The sequence below is a fragment of the Rhodanobacter sp. OR87 genome, assembly GCF_000473345.1.
Classification (GTDB): domain Bacteria; phylum Pseudomonadota; class Gammaproteobacteria; order Xanthomonadales; family Rhodanobacteraceae; genus Rhodanobacter; species Rhodanobacter denitrificans.
Map to the genome: position 1 here is coordinate 198,311 of NZ_AXBJ01000002.1, position 16,674 is coordinate 214,984.

Consider the following 16,674-nt stretch of genomic DNA (forward strand, 5'->3'; position numbering starts at 1 on the left):
CCGGGCGTCGCCATCCCCCGCGATGGCGGCGCCCGGCTATGATCGGCCGGGTATCGTCCACGGTGCCCTGCATGGTCGCGCTGGTTTCCCGCCCTCCGCTGTCCGCCGGCGTGCGCCGGCTCGGCTTCGCCACCGCAGTCGCGGCGGTCGCGGCCATTGCCGGCGCGCTGCTGGCGGCAGGTCATGCCGGCCATGGCTGGCTGTGGCTGCACTGGCTCGCCAAGCCGCTGGCCACCGCGCTGGTCTTCGTGCTGGCCTGGCGCGCGCGGCCGGCGGTATCGCCGCGCTACCGGCGCCGGGTGCTGGCCGGCATCGCCGCTTCGCTGCTCGGCGACGTGTTGCTGATGTTGCCGGGCGACCTGTTCGTGCCGGGGCTGCTGGCCTTCCTGCTCGCGCATGCCTGCTTCATCGCGGCCTTCCTCGGCGACAGCCGCTTCGCGGCGCCGGCGTGGCCGCTCGCGGCCTGCCTCGCCTACGGAGCGGCGAATCTCGTACTGCTGTGGGGCGCCATCGGCGCGCCGTTGCGCGTGCCGGTGCTGGTCTACGTGGCGGTGCTGGCCACCATGGGCGGGCAGGCGTGGGCGCGGGCACGAACGCGGCAAGGTGAGGCCGCGGCTGGGTTGGCCGCGCGCGGCGCGCTGGTATTCATGCTCAGCGACAGCGTGCTGGCGTGGGACCGCTTCCGCGGCCCGTTGCCGTGGGCCAGCCTGTGGGTGCTGGCGGCGTATTATCTGGCCATGTGGTGGATCGCCCGTTCGGTGCAGGGCGTCACCGCCGAAAACGAGGCGGCATGAACACGCAGGAACTCATCATCACCTGGGCCACGCCGGTGTTCTTTCTGTTGATCGGCATCGAGCTGCTGGTGGCCAGGCTGCGCGGGCGCGACGCCTACGCCAGCAACGACGCGATCAACAGCATCGGCCTCGGCGTGATCTCGCAGCTGGTGGCGGTGTTCAGCAAGCTGCTGACCATCGGCATCTATGCCTGGTGCGCCGAGCATCTGGCGCTGCTCAGGCTGCCGGCGGACAACCTGCTGGTGTGGGCCGGCGCCTTGCTGGGCTACGACTTCTGCTACTACTGGCTGCACCGCAAGGGCCACGAGACGAACCTCCTGTGGGCGGCCCACGTGGTGCACCACCAGAGCGAGCGCTACAACCTCTCCACCGCGCTGCGCCAGACCGGCAGCGGCGCGCTGCTGGGCTGGATCTTCTACCTGCCGCTGGCGATCCTCGGCGTGCCGGTCGAGGTGTTCGTGGTGGTGGCGCTGATCGACCTCTTGTACCAGTTCTGGGTGCACACCGAGCAGATCGGCCGGCTCGGCTGGTTCGACCGCGTGTTCTGCTCGCCGTCCAACCATCGTGCGCACCACGCGGTGAACGAGCACTACCTCGACCGCAACTACGGCGGCATCCTGATCGTATGGGACCGCCTGTTCGGCAGCTTCGTCGAAGAGGACGCCGCCGACCCGCCGGTGTACGGCACCCGCTCGCCGCTGCGCAGCTGGAATCCGCTATGGGCGAACGCCGAGGTGTACTGGCGGACCGCGCAGGATGCGTGGCATGCGCGGCGCTGGCGCGACAAGTTCCTGGTGTGGTTCAAGCCGCCGGGCTGGCGTCCCGCCGACGTGGCGGCGCGCTTCCCGAAGCCGGCGTTCGCGCTGCCCACCGAGCGCTACGACCCGCCGTTGCCGCGGTCGCTGAAGCTCTACGTGCTGCTGCAATTCGCCCTGCTGCTGGGCATGGTCACCCAGTTCCTCGGCCTGGCCGGACGCGCCGCCCTACCGGAGCTGCTGCTCTACGCGGCCTGGCAGGTGGCCGGCTTGTGCGTGCTCGGCGCACTGATGGAAGGCCGCCGCTGGGCGTGGTGGGCGGAAGGCCTGCGCGTGATCGCCACCGCCGCGGTGCCGCTGGCCAGCGGGCGCTGGTTCGGCGTCGCGCAGCTGGACGGCCGCGTGGCGCTGGCGATCGCGCTGGTGTTCGGACTGAGCGCCGTCGCACTGCCGTGGCTGCGCCCGTCATCGGCCCGCGCGGGCGTGGCCGCCGTTCCCTCTGAATCTGCAACCGCTTCATTGCGGTAGGGCGGGCACCGCCCGCCGGCTGTCGGCTTTGGCAGAAGCGGCGGGCCGTGCCCGCCCTACGGGTTTGCGCGAACCTTCGGCGACGACCGTGCTGCACCGCGCTGTGTGCCCGCATGCGCATTCGCTATGATCGCCGTTTGCCAATTCGGGGGCGGGCGATGGGATTCTTCGGCAAGCTGGTGCGCCACAAGACGGTCGAGCAGTTGCAGGCGGAAGCCGGCACGCGTGGCGATTTCCGCCGCGTGCTGGGCCTGTGGCAGCTCACCGCGATCGGCATCGGCGGCATCATCGGCGTGGGCATCTTCGTGCTGGCCGGCCAGCAGGCGGCGATGAACGCCGGCCCCGCGGTGGCGATCAGCTTCCTCATCGCCGGCATCGGCAGCGCCTGCGCCGCGCTGTGCTACGCCGAGTTCGCCGGGCTGATCCCGGTCACCGGCAGCGCCTATACCTACGGCTACGCGGTGCTGGGCGAGTTCGCCGCCTGGATCATCGGCTGGGACCTCTTGCTGGAATACGCGCTGGTGGTCGCAGTGGTGGCGATCGGCTGGTCCGGCTACGTGCAGGTGCTGCTGGCCTCGGCCGGCGTGCACCTGCCGGAGTGGGCGCAGCAGAGCATGAGCGCGCAGACCATGGAGTACTACCTGCAGCAGCTGTTCGGACTGCACGGTAGCCACCCGATCGCCGGGCCCGGCGACAGCCACCGCTTCAACGTGATCGCGGCGGCGGTGTCGCTGGCGGTCGCCGTGCTGCTGACCGTGCGCACCGAGTGGGGCGCGCGCTTCAACACGCTGGTGGTGGCGATCAAGGTGGTCGGCGTGCTGCTGGTGGTGCTGGTCGGCGTGTTCTACATCGACACCGCGAACTGGCACCCGTACATCCCGGCGCGCGTGGTCGACGCCACCACCGGCATCGGCCACTTCGGCTGGCAGGGCGTGCTGACCGGCGCCAGCGTGGTGTTCTTCGCGGTGTTCGGCTACGACACGCTGACCACCGCGGCGGAGGAGTCGAGGAACCCGCAGCGCGACCTGCCGCGCGCGGTGCTGCTGTCGCTGGCGATCGCGATGGTGCTGTACATCGCGGTGTCGCTGGTGCTCACCGGCATCGCCCACTACAGCACGCTGGGCGGCGAAGCCTCGGTGTCCGATGCGTTCGAGTCGATCGGCCTGCACTGGCTCAGCATCACCATTGCGGCTGCCGCGGTGATCGGCGTCACCAGCGTGCTGTTCGCCTTCATGCTGGGCGCGGCGCGGATCTGGTTCGCGCTGGCCCGCGACGGCCTGCTGCCGGGCTGGTTCGCGAAAGTGAGTCCTCGCTTCGGCACGCCGGCGCGGCCGACCCTGATTCTCGGCGTGTTTACCGCGCTGGTCGCCGGCCTGCTGCCGATCGGCGAGGTGGCCGAACTGGTCAACATCGGCACGCTCAGCGCCTTCATCATCATCTGCGCCTCGATCATGCTGCTGCGCGTGCGTCGGCCGGACCTGCAGCGCAACTTCAGGACCCCGGCGGTGTGGTTCACCGCGCCGCTCGGCATCGTGTTCTCCGTCGCGCTGATCTACGGCCTGCCGTGGATCACCTACGAGCGCTTCATCGTCTGGATGGCGCTGGGCTGCGTGATCTACTTCGTCTACGGCATCCGCCGCAGCAAGCTGGCGGCGGCCGGAGGCTGAACCCGGCCGTCGTCAGGCGCTGACGACCCGGTCGCGGCCGTCGCGCTTGGCCTGGCGCATCGCCTGGTCGGCGCGGGCCAGCAGGGTTTCGATGGCTTCGTCGGCGTGGCCGCATGCGGCCACGCCGATGCTCACGGTCAACGGGCCGTCCGGGCGCCGGATCTCGTGCATCGACTCACGCAGTTGCTCGGCGCGTGCGCCGGCCTGCTGCAGGTCGAGGCCGGGCAGCAACATCGCGAACTCCTCGCCGCCGATGCGGCCGATCAGGTCGCCCTGCCGCATCTGCCGGCGCATCGCCGTGGCCAGCGCGATCAGCGCCGCATCCCCCGCGGCGTGGCCGTGGTCGTCGTTGAGCGGCTTGAAGTGGTCGGCGTCCAGGTAAAGCACGCACGCCGGCTGCTGCCGGCGATGGATATCGCCCAGCGCGAGTTGCGCCAGCTCCAGGAAGCGGTTGCGCACCAGCAGGCCGGTGAGGCCGTCGGTGTTGGCCTGCTCGCGCAGCTGGCGTTCCAGCCGGAACTGCTCGAACAGGGTGCGCGCCATGAACGCGCGCAGCACCGTCGACAGCGCGATCGCGATCGCCATGTAGACCAGGTACTGGAAGACCTGCGCGCTGTCGGCGCTGCCGAACAGCAGCATCGGCAGCGGCCCCAGCGCGCACAGCAGCATGGCGGCGACGAAATCCCAGCGGCCCAGCCAGACCACCGACGACGCCACCGGCAGCAGCAGCCCGGGCAACACCACGGACTGCCGGTGCATGTCGTCCATGCCGTTGAGGTTGATGCCGATCTCCAGCAGCAGGACGCACAGCAGGGTCAGCGCGCTGAGCAGGCGCGGCTGCCGCACGTGCCGGGTCGACGCGGCCACCAGCAGCAGCGGCGCCAGCGGCGCGAGGCGCAGCCACAGCGGCAACGGCGAGTGGCGCACCAGGGTGCTGGCGGTGACCGCCACCAGATAGGCCAGCGCACCCACCAGCATCAGGGCGTGGATCATCGGCCCCATCTGCTGCGCCAGATAATGGCTGTACTCGCGGCGTTGCTCCGTGTCGTCGGCTTGCCGGAGATGCTTGAACAAGGCGTGCATGCGGGTTCTTTCGGGTGGAGAGCCGGGAGGCTCGACCCAAGCCGAGCAAGATGGATGCCAGATCCGGGCCATCGGCTGGAACGGGTTCATGCGCGAGCCATGCTCGTGACCTTCGGCAGGGGTGAAGTCCGGCATGGCCGGTCTAGCATCGGCGCTTCGGTTGCCTGCCGCGGCAACTTCTGCGGCATGGATTCCCGGGCCTGCCGGCGGCCCTCGCCGCGGATCAGTCCGCCCCGCAGGCTTCCCCTTGCCCACCCGGAGAACGCATTGAAAGCCACCCGCCTCGCCACCGCCCTCGCCGCCACCGCCCTCGGCCTGGCCAGTTTCGCCGCGCTTGCCGATGTCCCGACGCCGCAGGATGTGCCGTACCACGGCACCTTGAAGATCAAGGTGGACGCCACCGATCTGGCCCACCGCATCTTCCGCGTGCACCAGGTGATCCCGGCGCAGGCCGGTCCGTTGACCCTGCTGTATCCGCAGTGGCTGCCCGGCAACCATGCGCCGAACGGCACGATCGACAAGATGGCCGGACTGGTGGTGAAGGCGAACGGCCAGGTGCTGCCGTGGACGCGCGACCCGCTGAACGTCTACGCGTTCCATGTCGACGTGCCGCAGGGTGCCAGTGGCGTGGAGGTCGAGTTCCAGTTCCTCTCGTCGCAGGACCAGCGCCAGGGCCGCGTGGTGATGACGCCGGAGATGCTCAACCTGCAGTGGAACTCGGTGACGATGTATCCGGCCGGCTACTTCGCCCGCGGGATCAACACCGAAGCCAGCGTGAAGCTGCCCGCCGGCTGGCAGGCCGGCACCGCGCTGGAAGTGGCCTCGAAGGACGGCGACACGCTGAACTTCAAGCCGATCAATTACGACGACCTGGTCGATTCGCCGATCTACGCCGGCAAGTACTTCAAGCGCATCGATCTGGATCCGGGCGCGAAGACGCCGGTGCACATGAGCATCGTGGCCGATGACGCGAAGTACCTGGAGATCAAGCCGGAGCAGATCAAGCCGTTCCGCAACCTGGTCCAGCAGATGTACAAGATGTACGGCGCGCACCACTACGACCACTACGACTTCCTCGTCTCGCTCAGCGACAAGATGAGCGGCAATGGCCTGGAGCATCACCGCTCCAGCGAGGACGGCACCTCGGCCGACTTCTTCACCGAGTGGAAGAAGAATGCGCTGGCCCGCGACCTGTTCTCGCACGAGTTCAACCATTCCTGGGACGGCAAGTATCGCCGCGGCGCGGATCTCGCCACGCCGAACTTCAACGTGCCGATGAGCGACACGCTGCTGTGGGTCTACGAAGGCCAGACCCAGTTCTGGGGCCAGGTGATGGCCGCGCGTTCGGGCCTGTGGGACACCGAGCAGGCGCACGACATGTGGGCCTTCACCGCGGCCACCTACGACAAGGGCCGTCCCGGCCTGGCCAGCTTCCGCAACGTGCAGGACACCACCAACGACCCGATCATCGCGCAGCGTCGCCCGTTGCCGTACCGCAACTACCAGGCCAGCGAGGACTATTACTCGGCCGGCCAGATGATCTGGCTCGACGTCGACGGCCAGCTGCGTGCGCTGAGCGGCGGCAAGAAGACCCTCGACGATTTCGGCAAGGCGTTCTTCGGCATGGAGAACGGCAAGTGGGACGTCAACACCTACACCTTCGAGGACGTGGTCAAGACGCTCAACGACATCGCGCCGTATGACTGGGCGAAGTACCTGCGCACGCGCCTCGATGGCCATGGCCCGCTGATCGGCGGCATCGAGTCGCACGGCTGGAAGCTGGTCTACACCGACAAGCCGTCCGAGGCGGTGAAGGCGATCGAGGCGCGCCGGCATAGCGCCGACCTCACCTATTCGCTGGGCGTTTCCATCGGCAAGGGCGGCAGCATCGGCGACGTGCTGTGGGACGGCCCCGCGTTCAAGGCCGGCCTGTCGCCGAGCATGACGGTGATCGCCGTCAATGGTCGCGACTATGACGCCGACGCGCTCAGGGAGGCGGTGACCGCCGCGGCGAAGGACAAGAGCCAGCCGATCGAGCTGCTGGTGAAGAACTTCGACGAGTACAAGACCATCCGCATCGACTACCACGACGGCCTGAAATACCCGCACCTGGTACGCGACACCAGCAAGCCCGACACGCTGACCGCGCTGCTCAAGGCACGCTGAGGCACGCCTGTAGCGGCCCTCCCGGCACCGTTCGGGAGGGCCGCTCGCGTTTCCGCCGGCGGCGGCGGCCCGTCCACTCCGCGGCGGCAACTCGGCTATACTGCGTTCCCCGCGGTGCCGGCCTCCGGCCACAGCCCCGCGCGCGGCCATGCATGCGCCCGTAGCTCAGCTGGATAGAGTACTGCCCTCCGAAGGCAGGGGTCGTGGGTTCGAATCCCGCCGGGCGCACCATTTTCGCCACTTCCTCGCCGGAAGTGCATCCTCCGAATCAGTGGATATTCGTCGCGGGCTTCATCAGGGGCATGCGGGATACGCGTGCGCGGCGTGCAAGGCCATGTCGTCCGATCCACCGTAGATGGCCGACAAGCGACAGTTCTTCCGTGATCGCGGAGAATGGGTGGCATCGGGCGGTTTCCACCACGTGCCTCTCGCGTCGAGAATGGAGCCGCCTTGACCATGCCCGTGGCGCAAGCGCCCAGGCGCATCACCCAGCCCAAGAAGCGACGATGACCAAAGAGCAGCTCAAAAAACTCGAAGCCGACCTGTGGCGTTCGGCCGACAGCCTGCGTGCCAACTCTGACCTGAAGGCCAGCGAGTACTCCACGCCGGTGCTCGGGCTGATTTTCCTGAAGTTCGCCGACAACAATTACCACAAGCATGAAGCGGCGATCCTCGCCGAATACGGCAAGCACAAGGGCAAGCGTGCCGAACGCGAGCTGGCGGCCATCGCCATCGAGCAATGCGGCTTCTACCTGCCCGAGCACGCCCGCTACGACTACCTGCTCAACCTGCCGGACGACCAGGACATCGCCCGGGCGATCAAGCTGGCGATGCAGGCGATCGAGCAGTACAAACCCGAGCTGGCCGGCGTGCTGCCGCAGGACGAATACTTTCGCCTCACCCGCTCCGAGCAGAACCGCGGCATCCCGCGCCAGCTGCTGAAGAATTTCGCCGACATCCCGGCCGACGCCGATGGCGACATGTTCGGCCAGATCTACGAATACTTCCTCGGCGAGTTCGCCATGTCCGAAGGGCAGGGCGGCGGCGAGTTCTTCACCCCGCGCTCGGTGGTGCGGCTGATGGTCGGCATCATCCAGCCGCATGGCGGCACGGTGTACGACCCCGCCTGCGGCTCCGGCGGCATGTTCGTGCAGTCCGCGCATTTCATCGAGCAGCAGCGTCGCGACACCGCCGAGGGCGGCGCGGACATCTACGTCTACGGCCAGGAAAAGACGCTTGAAACGGTCAAGCTGGCCAAGATGAACCTGGCCGTCAACGGCCTGCGCGGCGAGATCAAGCAGGCCAACACCTATTACGAAGATCCGCACGACAGCTTCGGCGCATTCGACTACGTGCTGGCCAATCCGCCGTTCAATGTCGACGACGTGTCGCTGGGCAGCGTGGAGGGCGACCGCCGCTTCAACACCTACGGCATCCCGCGCAACAAGACCAAGGTGAAGAAGGCGGACGAGGGCAAGCAGACCGTGCCCAACGGCAACTATCTGTGGATCAACCTGTTCGCCACCTCGCTCAACGAACAGGGCCGCGCCGCGCTGGTGATGGCCAACTCGGCCAGCGACGCGCGTCATTCCGAGGCGGACATTCGCAAGGCGTTGATCGAGGCCAACCTGATCTACGGCATGCTGACCCTGCCGTCCAACATGTTCTACACCGTCACCCTGCCGGCCACGTTGTGGTTCTTCGACAAGGCCAAGGACGACGACCGCATCCTGTTCATCGATGCGCGCAACGTGTTCACCCAGATCGACCGCGCCCACCGCGAGTTCAGCGACGAGCAGGTACGCAACCTGGCGCTGATCAGCCAGCTGCATCTGGGCGACCGGCACGAGTTCATCGAGGCGGTGGACGACTACTTCGCCGCCGGCTTCGCCGCACTGGCCGAAAGCCATGCGCAGATCGCGCCGCTGGCCGAACAGCTGCTGGCGGTGTTGGATGATGCCGAAGGCCAACAGGCGGTAGCCGCGATGCAGGCCGAATGGGCCGCGCTGAAGCCGTTGCTGGCGCGTTACGCCAAGTACCGGGCGAAGGCCGAGGCCAGCACCTCCACCGAAGCCAGCAACCGCGCGCAACTCGGGTTGCGCGAGCACTGCGATCCGTTTTTCGTCGCGCTGCATGCTGACTTGAAGCAGCTCGACAAGCGCGTGCGGGCGCACGAGAAGAAGCTGGCCGATGCTGCCCAGGCCGAAGGTCGGCGCGGAGGCACGGACCGCGACATCCGCGCACTCAAGGTCGCGTTAGATGCGCTGCACGCGGAAGTGCGCCGTGCCGAGTACTGGTTCGGCCATGTGCGCTGGCTACAGGAGCGTTTTCCGAATGCCGAATACGAAGACGTCACCGGTCTGTGCAAGCTGGCGACGCCGGCCGAGGTGGCCGAGCAGGAATATTCGCTCAACCCCGGGCGCTATGCGGGCGTGGTGATCGAGGAGGATGGGAAGACTGAAGAGGAGTTTGTCGCTGAGCTGCTGGCAATGAACGAAGAGTTTGCAAAGTTGAATGAGGATACCCGCACGTTGGAAGATCTCATCAGCAGCAACCTCAAATCCATCGTGGATATGGCGTGAGTTCGGTGTTGCGCAAAAATGAGTTCAAGCAACTGACCGAAGTTGGATCAGTCGCACGTGGGAAATCGAGGCATCGACCCCGAAACGACCCGCAGCTTTACGGCGGGGCATACCCTTTTGTCCAGACTGGTGACGTGAAAGCCGCGCCTTTCTATTTGCGCGAGTTCGACCAGACGTACAACGAGAAAGGGCTAGCCCAGAGCAAGCTTTGGCCACCGGGCACATTGTGTATCACGATTGCGGCAAACATCGCTGATACGGCCATTCTGGCTATGCCGGCATGCTTTCCGGACAGCATCATCGGGTTTACAGCCGATCCCAAAAAATCCGACGCGAAGTACGTCAAATACTGCCTGGACACGTACAAGCAGAGAATCCGGGCGATCTCGCAGGGAACGACGCAAGACAATCTCAGCGTCGAGAAATTGCTGAGCTTCCGCTTCCGAATTCCCGACTGCGCTGTGCAGAAAAAGATCGCAGCGGTGCTATCGGCCTACGACGACCTGATCGAGAGCAACCGGCGACGGATTGCATTGCTGGAGCGGATGGCCGAACAGCTCTACCGCGAATGGTTCGTCCGCTTCCGCTTTCCCGGCTATCAGCAGGCAAAATTCTTGAAGGGCGTGCCGCTCGGTTGGGAAACGGAGCTTGCATCTCAATTTTTTGGATATATGCGGGGAAAGTCTTATACAAGCGAAGAACTGTCTGATGATCCAAAGCAAGCTCCCTTCATCACCCTGAAGTCGTTCAATCGTGGTGGTGGGTATCGTGCTGATGGACTGAAGCGGTTTTCCGGTCGTCACAAGCCTGAGCAATTGGTTCGTCAAAACGACATTGTCATGGCGGTCACAGATATGACACAGGGCCGTGAAGTGATTGGTCGCGCCGCTCGCGTCCCGGACTTTGGAGTTCATGGAGCCGTGATTTCCATGGATGTCATCAAGTTGGTACCCAAGACGATTTCGGCTTCGTTCCTCTACAGCTATCTGCGCTTGTCTGGCTTTGGTGATTTCATCAAGGAGTTTGCCAACGGCACCAACGTGCTGCATCTCAAGCCCGACTTGGTGACCCGGCAGAGGATTACGATGCCCCCTGAGATTTTGCGCGATCAGTTCAGTGCAATCATCGAACCGATCTTCGAGCAAATCGACACCTTGTCCAAAGCCAATGGTCCCTTGGAAGCTTCGCGAGATCTGCTCCTCCCCCGCCTGATCTCCGGCAAACTGCGCATGGACGAGCTCGATATCCGGTTCCCACCCAGCATGCCGGCGGGCTGACCGCTGGCGCGTAGCGCGCCATGGGGCATCGCGAGTCATCGGCGCTTGCGCCATATCGCTTTCCGATACACTATAAGCCATGACCATCCAGTCGTTCCGCTGCAAGGATACGCAGGCGCTGTTCGAGCGACGCCGGGTGCGGCGCTTTCTGGTGATCGAGGCGGCGGCGCGGCGCAAGCTGGAGCTGTTGAATGCGGCGACCCAGCTGGACTATCTGCGGGTGCCGCCCGGCAATCGACTGGAAGCCTTGGCCGGCGATCGCAAGGGTCAGCACAGCATTCGTGTGAATGACCAGTTCCGGCTGTGCTTCGTGTGGACCGCCGACGGCCCGGGCCTGGTCGAGATCGTCGATTATCACTGAGGATTTGCCATGCCCCGCAAACTGCCACCCATCCACCCCGGCGAGATCCTGCGCGAGGAATACATGCTGCCGCTGGAGCTGTCGTCCAACGCGCTGGCCCGCGCCCTCGAAGTCACGCCTGCACGTATCAACGAGATCGTGCGCGAGCGGCGCGGCATCAGCGCCGATACCGCGCTGCGGCTGGCGCGCTATTTCGGCAATGACGCGCAGAGCTGGCTGAACCTGCAGCAGCGCTACGACATCGAGTGCGCGCAGGACAGCATCGGCGGCGCGCTGAGGAAAATCACGCCCTATCAGGCGCCGCCTAGTTGACGCAAGCGCATTATCGTCAACTGACAACTGCTGCAAGGAAAGCTTGCCGATGCCGAACCCGATAACGGAAGACCAGATCGAGCAGGCTTTGCTGGGCCGGTTGACCGCGTCGTCGGGCTGGTCGGTGCTGAACTGCCACACCGCCGAACGGGATCAGCTGGCGGATGGATCGGGCCGCGCCTACAAGCGCGAGGTGATCCTGCTCGATCGCTTGCGTGCGGCGGCGCGGCGGCTGAATCCGGAGTTGCCGGGGTCCGTCCTCGATGAGGCGCTGGAGCGGCTGTGCGACCGGCGACCGGCGATGACCGCAGTGATGGCCAACCGCGAGGTCTACGACCTGCTGTGCCACGGTATCGCGGTGGAGTTCGACGATGCGCAGGGGCGCCGCCAGTACGAGCGGCTGCGGGTGATCGACTTCCGCGACACGGCGCGCAACGACTTCCTGGCGGTGTCGCAGCTGTGGATCAAGGGCGAGCGTGGCAGCTATCGCCGGCCGGACGTGCTGCTGTACGTCAACGGCCTGCCGCTGGTATTCATCGAGCTGAAGAATTCCAACGTCGCGCTGAAGAGCGCCTATACCGACAACCTCACCACCTACCGCCACGAGATTCCGCAGTTGTTCCTGTGCAACGCGTTCTGCGTGCTCAGCAACGCGCTGGACACCCGCGTGGGCAGCCTGACCGCCGAGTGGGAGCATTTCTTCACCTGGCTGCGTCCGGATGACGAGAAGGAAAAGATCGACCGCGAGCAGATCCGCGCGGACGGCACCAGCCTGGAGCGGGTGATCGACGGCTTGTTCGTGCCGGCACGGCTGCTGGATTACGTTGAGAACTTCATCCTGTTCCACAAGCAGACACAGAAGATCATTGCGCAGAACCACCAGTTCATCGGCGTCAACCGTGCGCTGGAGCGGTTCGACCGGCGCGCCGAGCTGGACGGCAAGCTCGGCGTGTTCTGGCACACCCAGGGTTCGGGCAAGAGCTTCTCGATGATCTTCTACGTGCGCAAGATCTTCCGGCGCACGCCCGGCAACTTCACCTTCGTGGTGGTGACCGATCGCGAGGACCTGGACGGGCAGATCTACCGCAACTTCCTCAACACCGAGACGGTCAGCCAGGCCGAGGCGGCGCAGCCGAAGAACAGCGCGGAGATGCGCCAGTTCCTCGGCCAGAACAAGCGGCTGGTGTTCACCCTGATCCAGAAATTCCGTTATGCCGCCGGCGCGGCGTATCCGCTGCTGTCGGACCGTGCCGACATCGTGGTGATCATCGACGAGGCGCACCGTACCCAGTACGCCAGCCTGGCCGAGAACATGCGCGCCGGCCTGCCCAACGCGAACTACCTGGCGTTTACCGGCACGCCGCTGCTGGGGCGCGAGCGCAAGACCGCGACCTGGTTCGGCGGCTACGTGTCCGAGTACAACTTCCAGCAGTCGATGGACGACGGTGCCACGGTGCCGCTGTTTTACTGCAAGCGCGTGCCCGAGGTGCTGATCCAGAACGAGGATCTGAGCGAGGAGTTCTACGAGATCCTGGAGGACGAGAACCTCGACGAAGCGCAGCAGGCCAAGCTGGAGCAGCGCTTCGCCAGGGAAGTGGAGGTGATCAAGCGCGACGACCGGCTTGAGGCGATTGCGCGCGACATCGTCAGCCACTTTCCGCGTCGCGGCTATCTCGGCAAGGCGATGGCGATCTCGCTCGACAAATTCACCGCCCTGCGCATGCACGACAAGGTGCAGGCGCTGTGGAAGGACGAGGTCAAGGCGCTGGTCGGGCGCATCGCCGGCTCGGCCGACGAGCTGGAAAAGGCGCGGCTGAAGAAGCGGCTGGAATATATGCGCGGCGTGGAAATGGCGGTGATCGTCAGCGAGGAGGCCGGCGAAGAGGAGAAGTTCGCGAAGCAGAAGCTGGACATCAAGCTGCATCGATCGCGCATGAGCCGGCTGGACGCGAACGGCCATGACATTGAATACAACTTCAAGGATCCCGGCGATTCGTTGCAGCTCGTGTTCGTCTGCGCGATGTGGCTGACCGGTTTCGACGCGCCCACGGTGTCCACGTTGTACCTGGACAAGCCGATGAAGGATCACACCCTGATGCAGACCATCGCACGCGCGAACCGCGTGACCAGCTGGCTGATCAGCGGCGTGCCCAAGCGCAACGGCGAGATCGTCGATTACTACAACGTGTTCCGCAACATGAAGCGGGCGCTGAGAGACTACGCGCAGGGCGACAGCGGCGAGGAGCGGCCGCCGGTCCAGCCCAAGGATGAGCTGTTCGTGTTGCTGGACGAGGCGATTGCCCAGGGCCGGACGTTCTGCGCGGAACGCGGCGTCGAGCTGGACAACGTGCTGGCGCAGGCGAACGTGTTCGAGAAGGTGGGCGAGTTCGGCCGCTTCGCCGACACGCTGCTCGGCAACGACGAATGGCGCAGGTCGTTCAACGTCTACGAGAACAGCATCAGCGCGCTGTACGAGGCGAGCAAGCCGGAGATCCTGGGCCGGCCGGTGACGCGCCAGGTGGCGGTGTTCCAGTATCTTCGCGGGGTGATCGACAGTGCCATCGGCGAGGCCGACATCGATGACGTGGCCCGGCGCGTCGGCGAGTTGCTGGATCAGAGCGTGGTGGTGGATCGCCAGTCGGGAAGCTGGCAGGCCGATCGCGCCAGCCCGGTCTACCAGATCGTGCAGAAGGGCCGGGTCTGGGACCTCAGCCGGATCGACTTCGACAAGTTGCGCGCCGAGTTCACCGCCACTGAATACAAGAACATCGAGATCGCCGACCTGCGCGCCTTCATCGCCCGCAAGCTGGAGCGGATGCTGCAGTCCAATGCCACGCGCGCCGATTTCGCGCAGCGCCTGCAGCAGATCATCGACAGCTACAACGCAGGCGGCTCGTCGAATGAGCAGTATTTCGAGGAGTTGCTGAAATTTACCCGCGACCTGAAGGCCGAGGACGAGCGACATCTTCGCGAGGGGCTTACCGAGGACGAGCTGGAGCTGTACGACCTGCTGCTGCAGGACGGGCTCAGCAAGGACGAAACGCAGAAAGTGAAGCTGGCCGCGCGCCACCTGCTGCACCGCCTTCTGGAGGAAAGCCCGAAGGTGCTGGTGCAGGATTGGTTCAAGGATCGTCAGACCCAGGAGGCGGTGCGCAACGCAGTGGTGACCGTGCTGGATGCCGACTTGCCATCCAGTTACGACCGCGCGTTGTTCAAGCAGAAATGCGACCGGGTCCTCGAGGTGATGATGGAATACGCCAGCCGGGGTCAGAAGTGGGCGGCGTAGAACGCTCCATGGACGACAATCGCCCCAGTTGCTGAGCGTCGCTATCACAGGTTGGAATTTCCATGCCCGTTGCCACCTCTTCAGCCGAGAGACCGCTTGCCGCCAGGGTGCTGGTGATCGGCCATCGCGGTGCCAGCGCGCTGCGCCCGGAGCACACGCTGGCTTCGTATGCGAAGGCGATCGCCGACGGCGCCGACTTCGTCGAGCCGGACCTGGCGACGCTCCGGCGATCGGGCGCAAGGCGCTGGACGGGCACTGAACCGCGAAGAGGCGCCTTGCGGGCGCCTCTTCGTGCATGCCGGATCGGGCGAGGTCAGCTCTTCTTGATCGCGAAATCCTGCTGCGCCACCGGCTTGCCGTCGAGCGAGATCTCGACCTTGTACCTGCCTTCCGGCCACAGGTCGGGGTTCTGCACCTTGAACGTGGTGATGGCCGGGCCGTCGGTGGCGATCGACTGGCTGATGCTGCTGACCAGCTGGCCCTGGCCTTCCAGGTAGCTCCACTTCGCGTTGAGCGTGGCGCCGCCGCTGCTGCCCTCGGTGGCGACGCTGGCGTAGAGGATCTTGTCGCTGGTGGCGAAGCTGTTGCTGGCGCGGATTACCTGATGGTCGGCGTTCACCGCGCTGCCCAGGGTCAGCTTGGCCACGCTGAGCGGAGCGGGCGCGGTGACCGGCGCGATCGCCGGGGTGACGCTTGCTGCGCGGGCCGCAGCGGCCGAGGCGGCGCCGGCAGGCGGCCGCGTGGCGCTGCCTGCCGGTGCGGAGGCGGCAGCCGCCGGCGCGGTGCTGGCCGGCGCCGGCGCCGGCTCGTGCTTGCCGCAGCCGCCGAGCCACAGCAGGCTGCCCAGCACGGCGCCGTACAGCGCGAGGGAATGCATGGATCGTGTCATGGGAACTCCGGTGTCGATGACGTGGCAGATGCCGTTCCATGGCCTGGACTCAGGCTGCCGAGGCTAGCGCCGTCGATCTGAAGCGGCGATTACCGGAGGGAACCGCCGGCGCCGGATTTCACGCGGTGCCGACACGCGCCTCGGTCGCTACTGGCGCACCGTGCGCAGATTGCCGGGCGTGGCCGGCGTGCTGCTGCGGAACGGGTTGATGTCCAGCCCGCCGCGGCGGGTGTAGCGCGCATGCACGCTGAGCTGCCGCGGCGCGCAGCGCTGCATCAGGTCGACGAAGATGCGTTCCACGCACTGCTCGTGGAATTCGTTGTGGGTGCGGAACGAGACCAGGTAGCGCAGCAGCCCGGCGTGGTCGATCGGCGCGCCGCGGTAGGCGATCTGCACGCTGCCCCAGTCGGGCTGGCCGGTGACCGGGCAGTTCGAGCGCAGCAGGTGCGAGAGCACGGTCTCCGCCACCGGCGCCGCGGTGGTGTCGGCCTGCAGGAAATCGGCCTGCGGTGGGCCGTAGTGGTCGATCGCGATGTCCTGCGTGTCGAGCAGATGGCCGTCCAGATCGACCACCGGCAGCGCGTCGGTGCGCGCCTCGCGCAACTGTACGCCGACCACCGCGCCGGCCGCCGCGGACAGGTCGCGCATCAGGGTGGCGGCCAGCGTGGCGGCATCGGCGAGGCGCTCCTGCGCGAAGCCGTTCAAGTACAGCTTGAACGACTTCGATTCGATGATGTGCGGCGACGCCGCCGGCACGCGGAACTCGGCCAGCGCCACCTGCGGTTTGCCGCGCGGGTCGAGCCACGACAATTCGTAGGCGTTCCAGATGTCCACGCCGTGGAACGGCAGCGACTCGGCGATGCCGAGCTCGGCGCGCTTGTCCGCGCGCGGGATCGGGAACAGCAGGCGCGGCTCGTAGCGGTCGGCGTAGACGGTGTCCTTGCCGAGCGGGGAATGTTCGGGGGTGCTCATCC

Annotated in this window: 12 protein-coding genes, 1 tRNA gene and 1 pseudogene; 11 read left to right on the top strand and 3 right to left on the bottom strand. The window is 66.1% G+C overall.

What is annotated here, in order from left to right; genetic code table 11:
* Nucleotides 1-71: 71 nt before the first annotated feature.
* The 3 genes from RHOOR87_RS0102625 (at nucleotide 72) to RHOOR87_RS0102635 (ending at nucleotide 3,744) form a co-directional block, all read left to right on the top strand.
* Complete coding sequence (locus tag RHOOR87_RS0102625; RefSeq protein WP_231381703.1) at nucleotides 72-794, top strand: lysoplasmalogenase; 723 nt, start codon at nucleotides 72-74, stop codon at nucleotides 792-794.
* The gene (locus tag RHOOR87_RS0102630; protein ID WP_027484147.1) at nucleotides 791-2,077 is read left to right on the top strand and encodes a sterol desaturase family protein; all 1,287 of its coding nucleotides are present in this window, start codon (nucleotides 791-793) and stop codon (nucleotides 2,075-2,077) included. Before RHOOR87_RS0102625 ends, RHOOR87_RS0102630 begins: the two co-directional genes overlap by 4 nt.
* Before the next feature lie 158 nt (nucleotides 2,078-2,235).
* Complete coding sequence (locus RHOOR87_RS0102635) at nucleotides 2,236-3,744, top strand: amino acid permease (RefSeq protein WP_027484148.1); 1,509 nt, start codon at nucleotides 2,236-2,238, stop codon at nucleotides 3,742-3,744.
* Nucleotides 3,745-3,756: 12 nt separating this feature from the next.
* On the opposite strand, the gene RHOOR87_RS0102640 is transcribed toward RHOOR87_RS0102635, so the two are convergent.
* Nucleotides 3,757-4,827: a GGDEF domain-containing protein gene (locus RHOOR87_RS0102640; RefSeq protein ID WP_027484149.1), complete on the bottom strand. Its 1,071-nt coding sequence runs from the start codon at nucleotides 4,825-4,827 to the stop codon at nucleotides 3,757-3,759.
* Between the two features lie 267 nt (nucleotides 4,828-5,094).
* Between RHOOR87_RS0102640 and RHOOR87_RS0102645 the strand changes: the two genes are divergently transcribed.
* The 8 genes and pseudogenes from RHOOR87_RS0102645 to RHOOR87_RS19715 all read left to right on the top strand — a co-directional run.
* A complete protein-coding gene (locus tag RHOOR87_RS0102645) occupies nucleotides 5,095-6,993 on the top strand; it encodes a M61 family metallopeptidase (RefSeq protein ID WP_027484150.1) in 1,899 nt (632 codons plus the stop codon).
* Nucleotides 6,994-7,147: 154 nt separating this feature from the next.
* A tRNA-Arg gene (locus tag RHOOR87_RS0102650) sits at nucleotides 7,148-7,224 on the top strand.
* A gap of 275 nt (nucleotides 7,225-7,499) precedes the next feature.
* The gene (locus RHOOR87_RS0102655) at nucleotides 7,500-9,575 is read left to right on the top strand and encodes a class I SAM-dependent DNA methyltransferase (RefSeq protein ID WP_027484151.1); all 2,076 of its coding nucleotides are present in this window, start codon (nucleotides 7,500-7,502) and stop codon (nucleotides 9,573-9,575) included.
* Entirely contained in the window at nucleotides 9,572-10,852 is a 1,281-nt protein-coding gene (locus RHOOR87_RS0102660) for a restriction endonuclease subunit S (protein ID WP_051357919.1), read from the top strand. The genes RHOOR87_RS0102655 and RHOOR87_RS0102660 overlap by 4 nt, the downstream gene beginning before the upstream one ends.
* Before the next feature lie 79 nt (nucleotides 10,853-10,931).
* Nucleotides 10,932-11,213, top strand: a complete 282-nt coding sequence (locus tag RHOOR87_RS0102665; protein ID WP_007512781.1) for a type II toxin-antitoxin system RelE/ParE family toxin — start codon at nucleotides 10,932-10,934, stop codon at nucleotides 11,211-11,213.
* Nucleotides 11,214-11,222: 9 nt separating this feature from the next.
* Entirely contained in the window at nucleotides 11,223-11,525 is a 303-nt protein-coding gene (locus RHOOR87_RS0102670; protein ID WP_027484153.1) for a HigA family addiction module antitoxin, read from the top strand.
* Between the two features lie 49 nt (nucleotides 11,526-11,574).
* A complete protein-coding gene (locus RHOOR87_RS0102675; RefSeq protein WP_027484154.1) occupies nucleotides 11,575-14,811 on the top strand; it encodes a type I restriction endonuclease subunit R in 3,237 nt (1,078 codons plus the stop codon).
* Between the two features lie 62 nt (nucleotides 14,812-14,873).
* Nucleotides 14,874-15,038, top strand: a pseudogene (locus tag RHOOR87_RS19715) (glycerophosphodiester phosphodiesterase family protein); the annotation flags it as partial.
* Between the two features lie 86 nt (nucleotides 15,039-15,124).
* Here the strand turns inward: RHOOR87_RS19715 and RHOOR87_RS0102680 are convergent.
* Together RHOOR87_RS0102680 and queF are read right to left on the bottom strand one after the other, a co-directional pair.
* Nucleotides 15,125-15,700 carry a hypothetical protein gene (locus RHOOR87_RS0102680; RefSeq protein ID WP_027484155.1) on the bottom strand — a complete coding sequence of 192 codons (576 nt, stop codon included), beginning with the start codon at nucleotides 15,698-15,700 and terminating at the stop codon, nucleotides 15,125-15,127.
* Nucleotides 15,701-15,847: 147 nt separating this feature from the next.
* The gene (gene queF, locus RHOOR87_RS0102685) at nucleotides 15,848-16,672 is read right to left on the bottom strand and encodes an NADPH-dependent 7-cyano-7-deazaguanine reductase QueF (protein WP_007513627.1); all 825 of its coding nucleotides are present in this window, start codon (nucleotides 16,670-16,672) and stop codon (nucleotides 15,848-15,850) included.
* Between the last annotated feature and the right edge of the window lie 2 nt (nucleotides 16,673-16,674).

What these genes read in the sequence shown, in the direction of transcription:
- RHOOR87_RS0102665 (WP_007512781.1), top strand. Translation starts at nt 10,932, where the DNA reads ATGACCATCCAGTCGTTCCGCTGCAAGGATACGCAGGCGCTGTTCGAG.
- RHOOR87_RS0102640 (WP_027484149.1), bottom strand. Translation starts at nt 4,827, where the DNA reads ATGCACGCCTTGTTCAAGCATCTCCGGCAAGCCGACGACACGGAGCAA.
- RHOOR87_RS0102670 (WP_027484153.1), top strand. Translation starts at nt 11,223, where the DNA reads ATGCCCCGCAAACTGCCACCCATCCACCCCGGCGAGATCCTGCGCGAG.
- queF (WP_007513627.1), bottom strand. Translation starts at nt 16,672, where the DNA reads ATGAGCACCCCCGAACATTCCCCGCTCGGCAAGGACACCGTCTACGCC.
- RHOOR87_RS0102655 (WP_027484151.1), top strand. Translation starts at nt 7,500, where the DNA reads ATGACCAAAGAGCAGCTCAAAAAACTCGAAGCCGACCTGTGGCGTTCG.
- RHOOR87_RS0102630 (WP_027484147.1), top strand. Translation starts at nt 791, where the DNA reads ATGAACACGCAGGAACTCATCATCACCTGGGCCACGCCGGTGTTCTTT.
- RHOOR87_RS0102625 (WP_231381703.1), top strand. Translation starts at nt 72, where the DNA reads ATGGTCGCGCTGGTTTCCCGCCCTCCGCTGTCCGCCGGCGTGCGCCGG.
- RHOOR87_RS0102635 (WP_027484148.1), top strand. Translation starts at nt 2,236, where the DNA reads ATGGGATTCTTCGGCAAGCTGGTGCGCCACAAGACGGTCGAGCAGTTG.
- RHOOR87_RS0102675 (WP_027484154.1), top strand. Translation starts at nt 11,575, where the DNA reads ATGCCGAACCCGATAACGGAAGACCAGATCGAGCAGGCTTTGCTGGGC.
- RHOOR87_RS0102680 (WP_027484155.1), bottom strand. Translation starts at nt 15,700, where the DNA reads ATGACACGATCCATGCATTCCCTCGCGCTGTACGGCGCCGTGCTGGGC.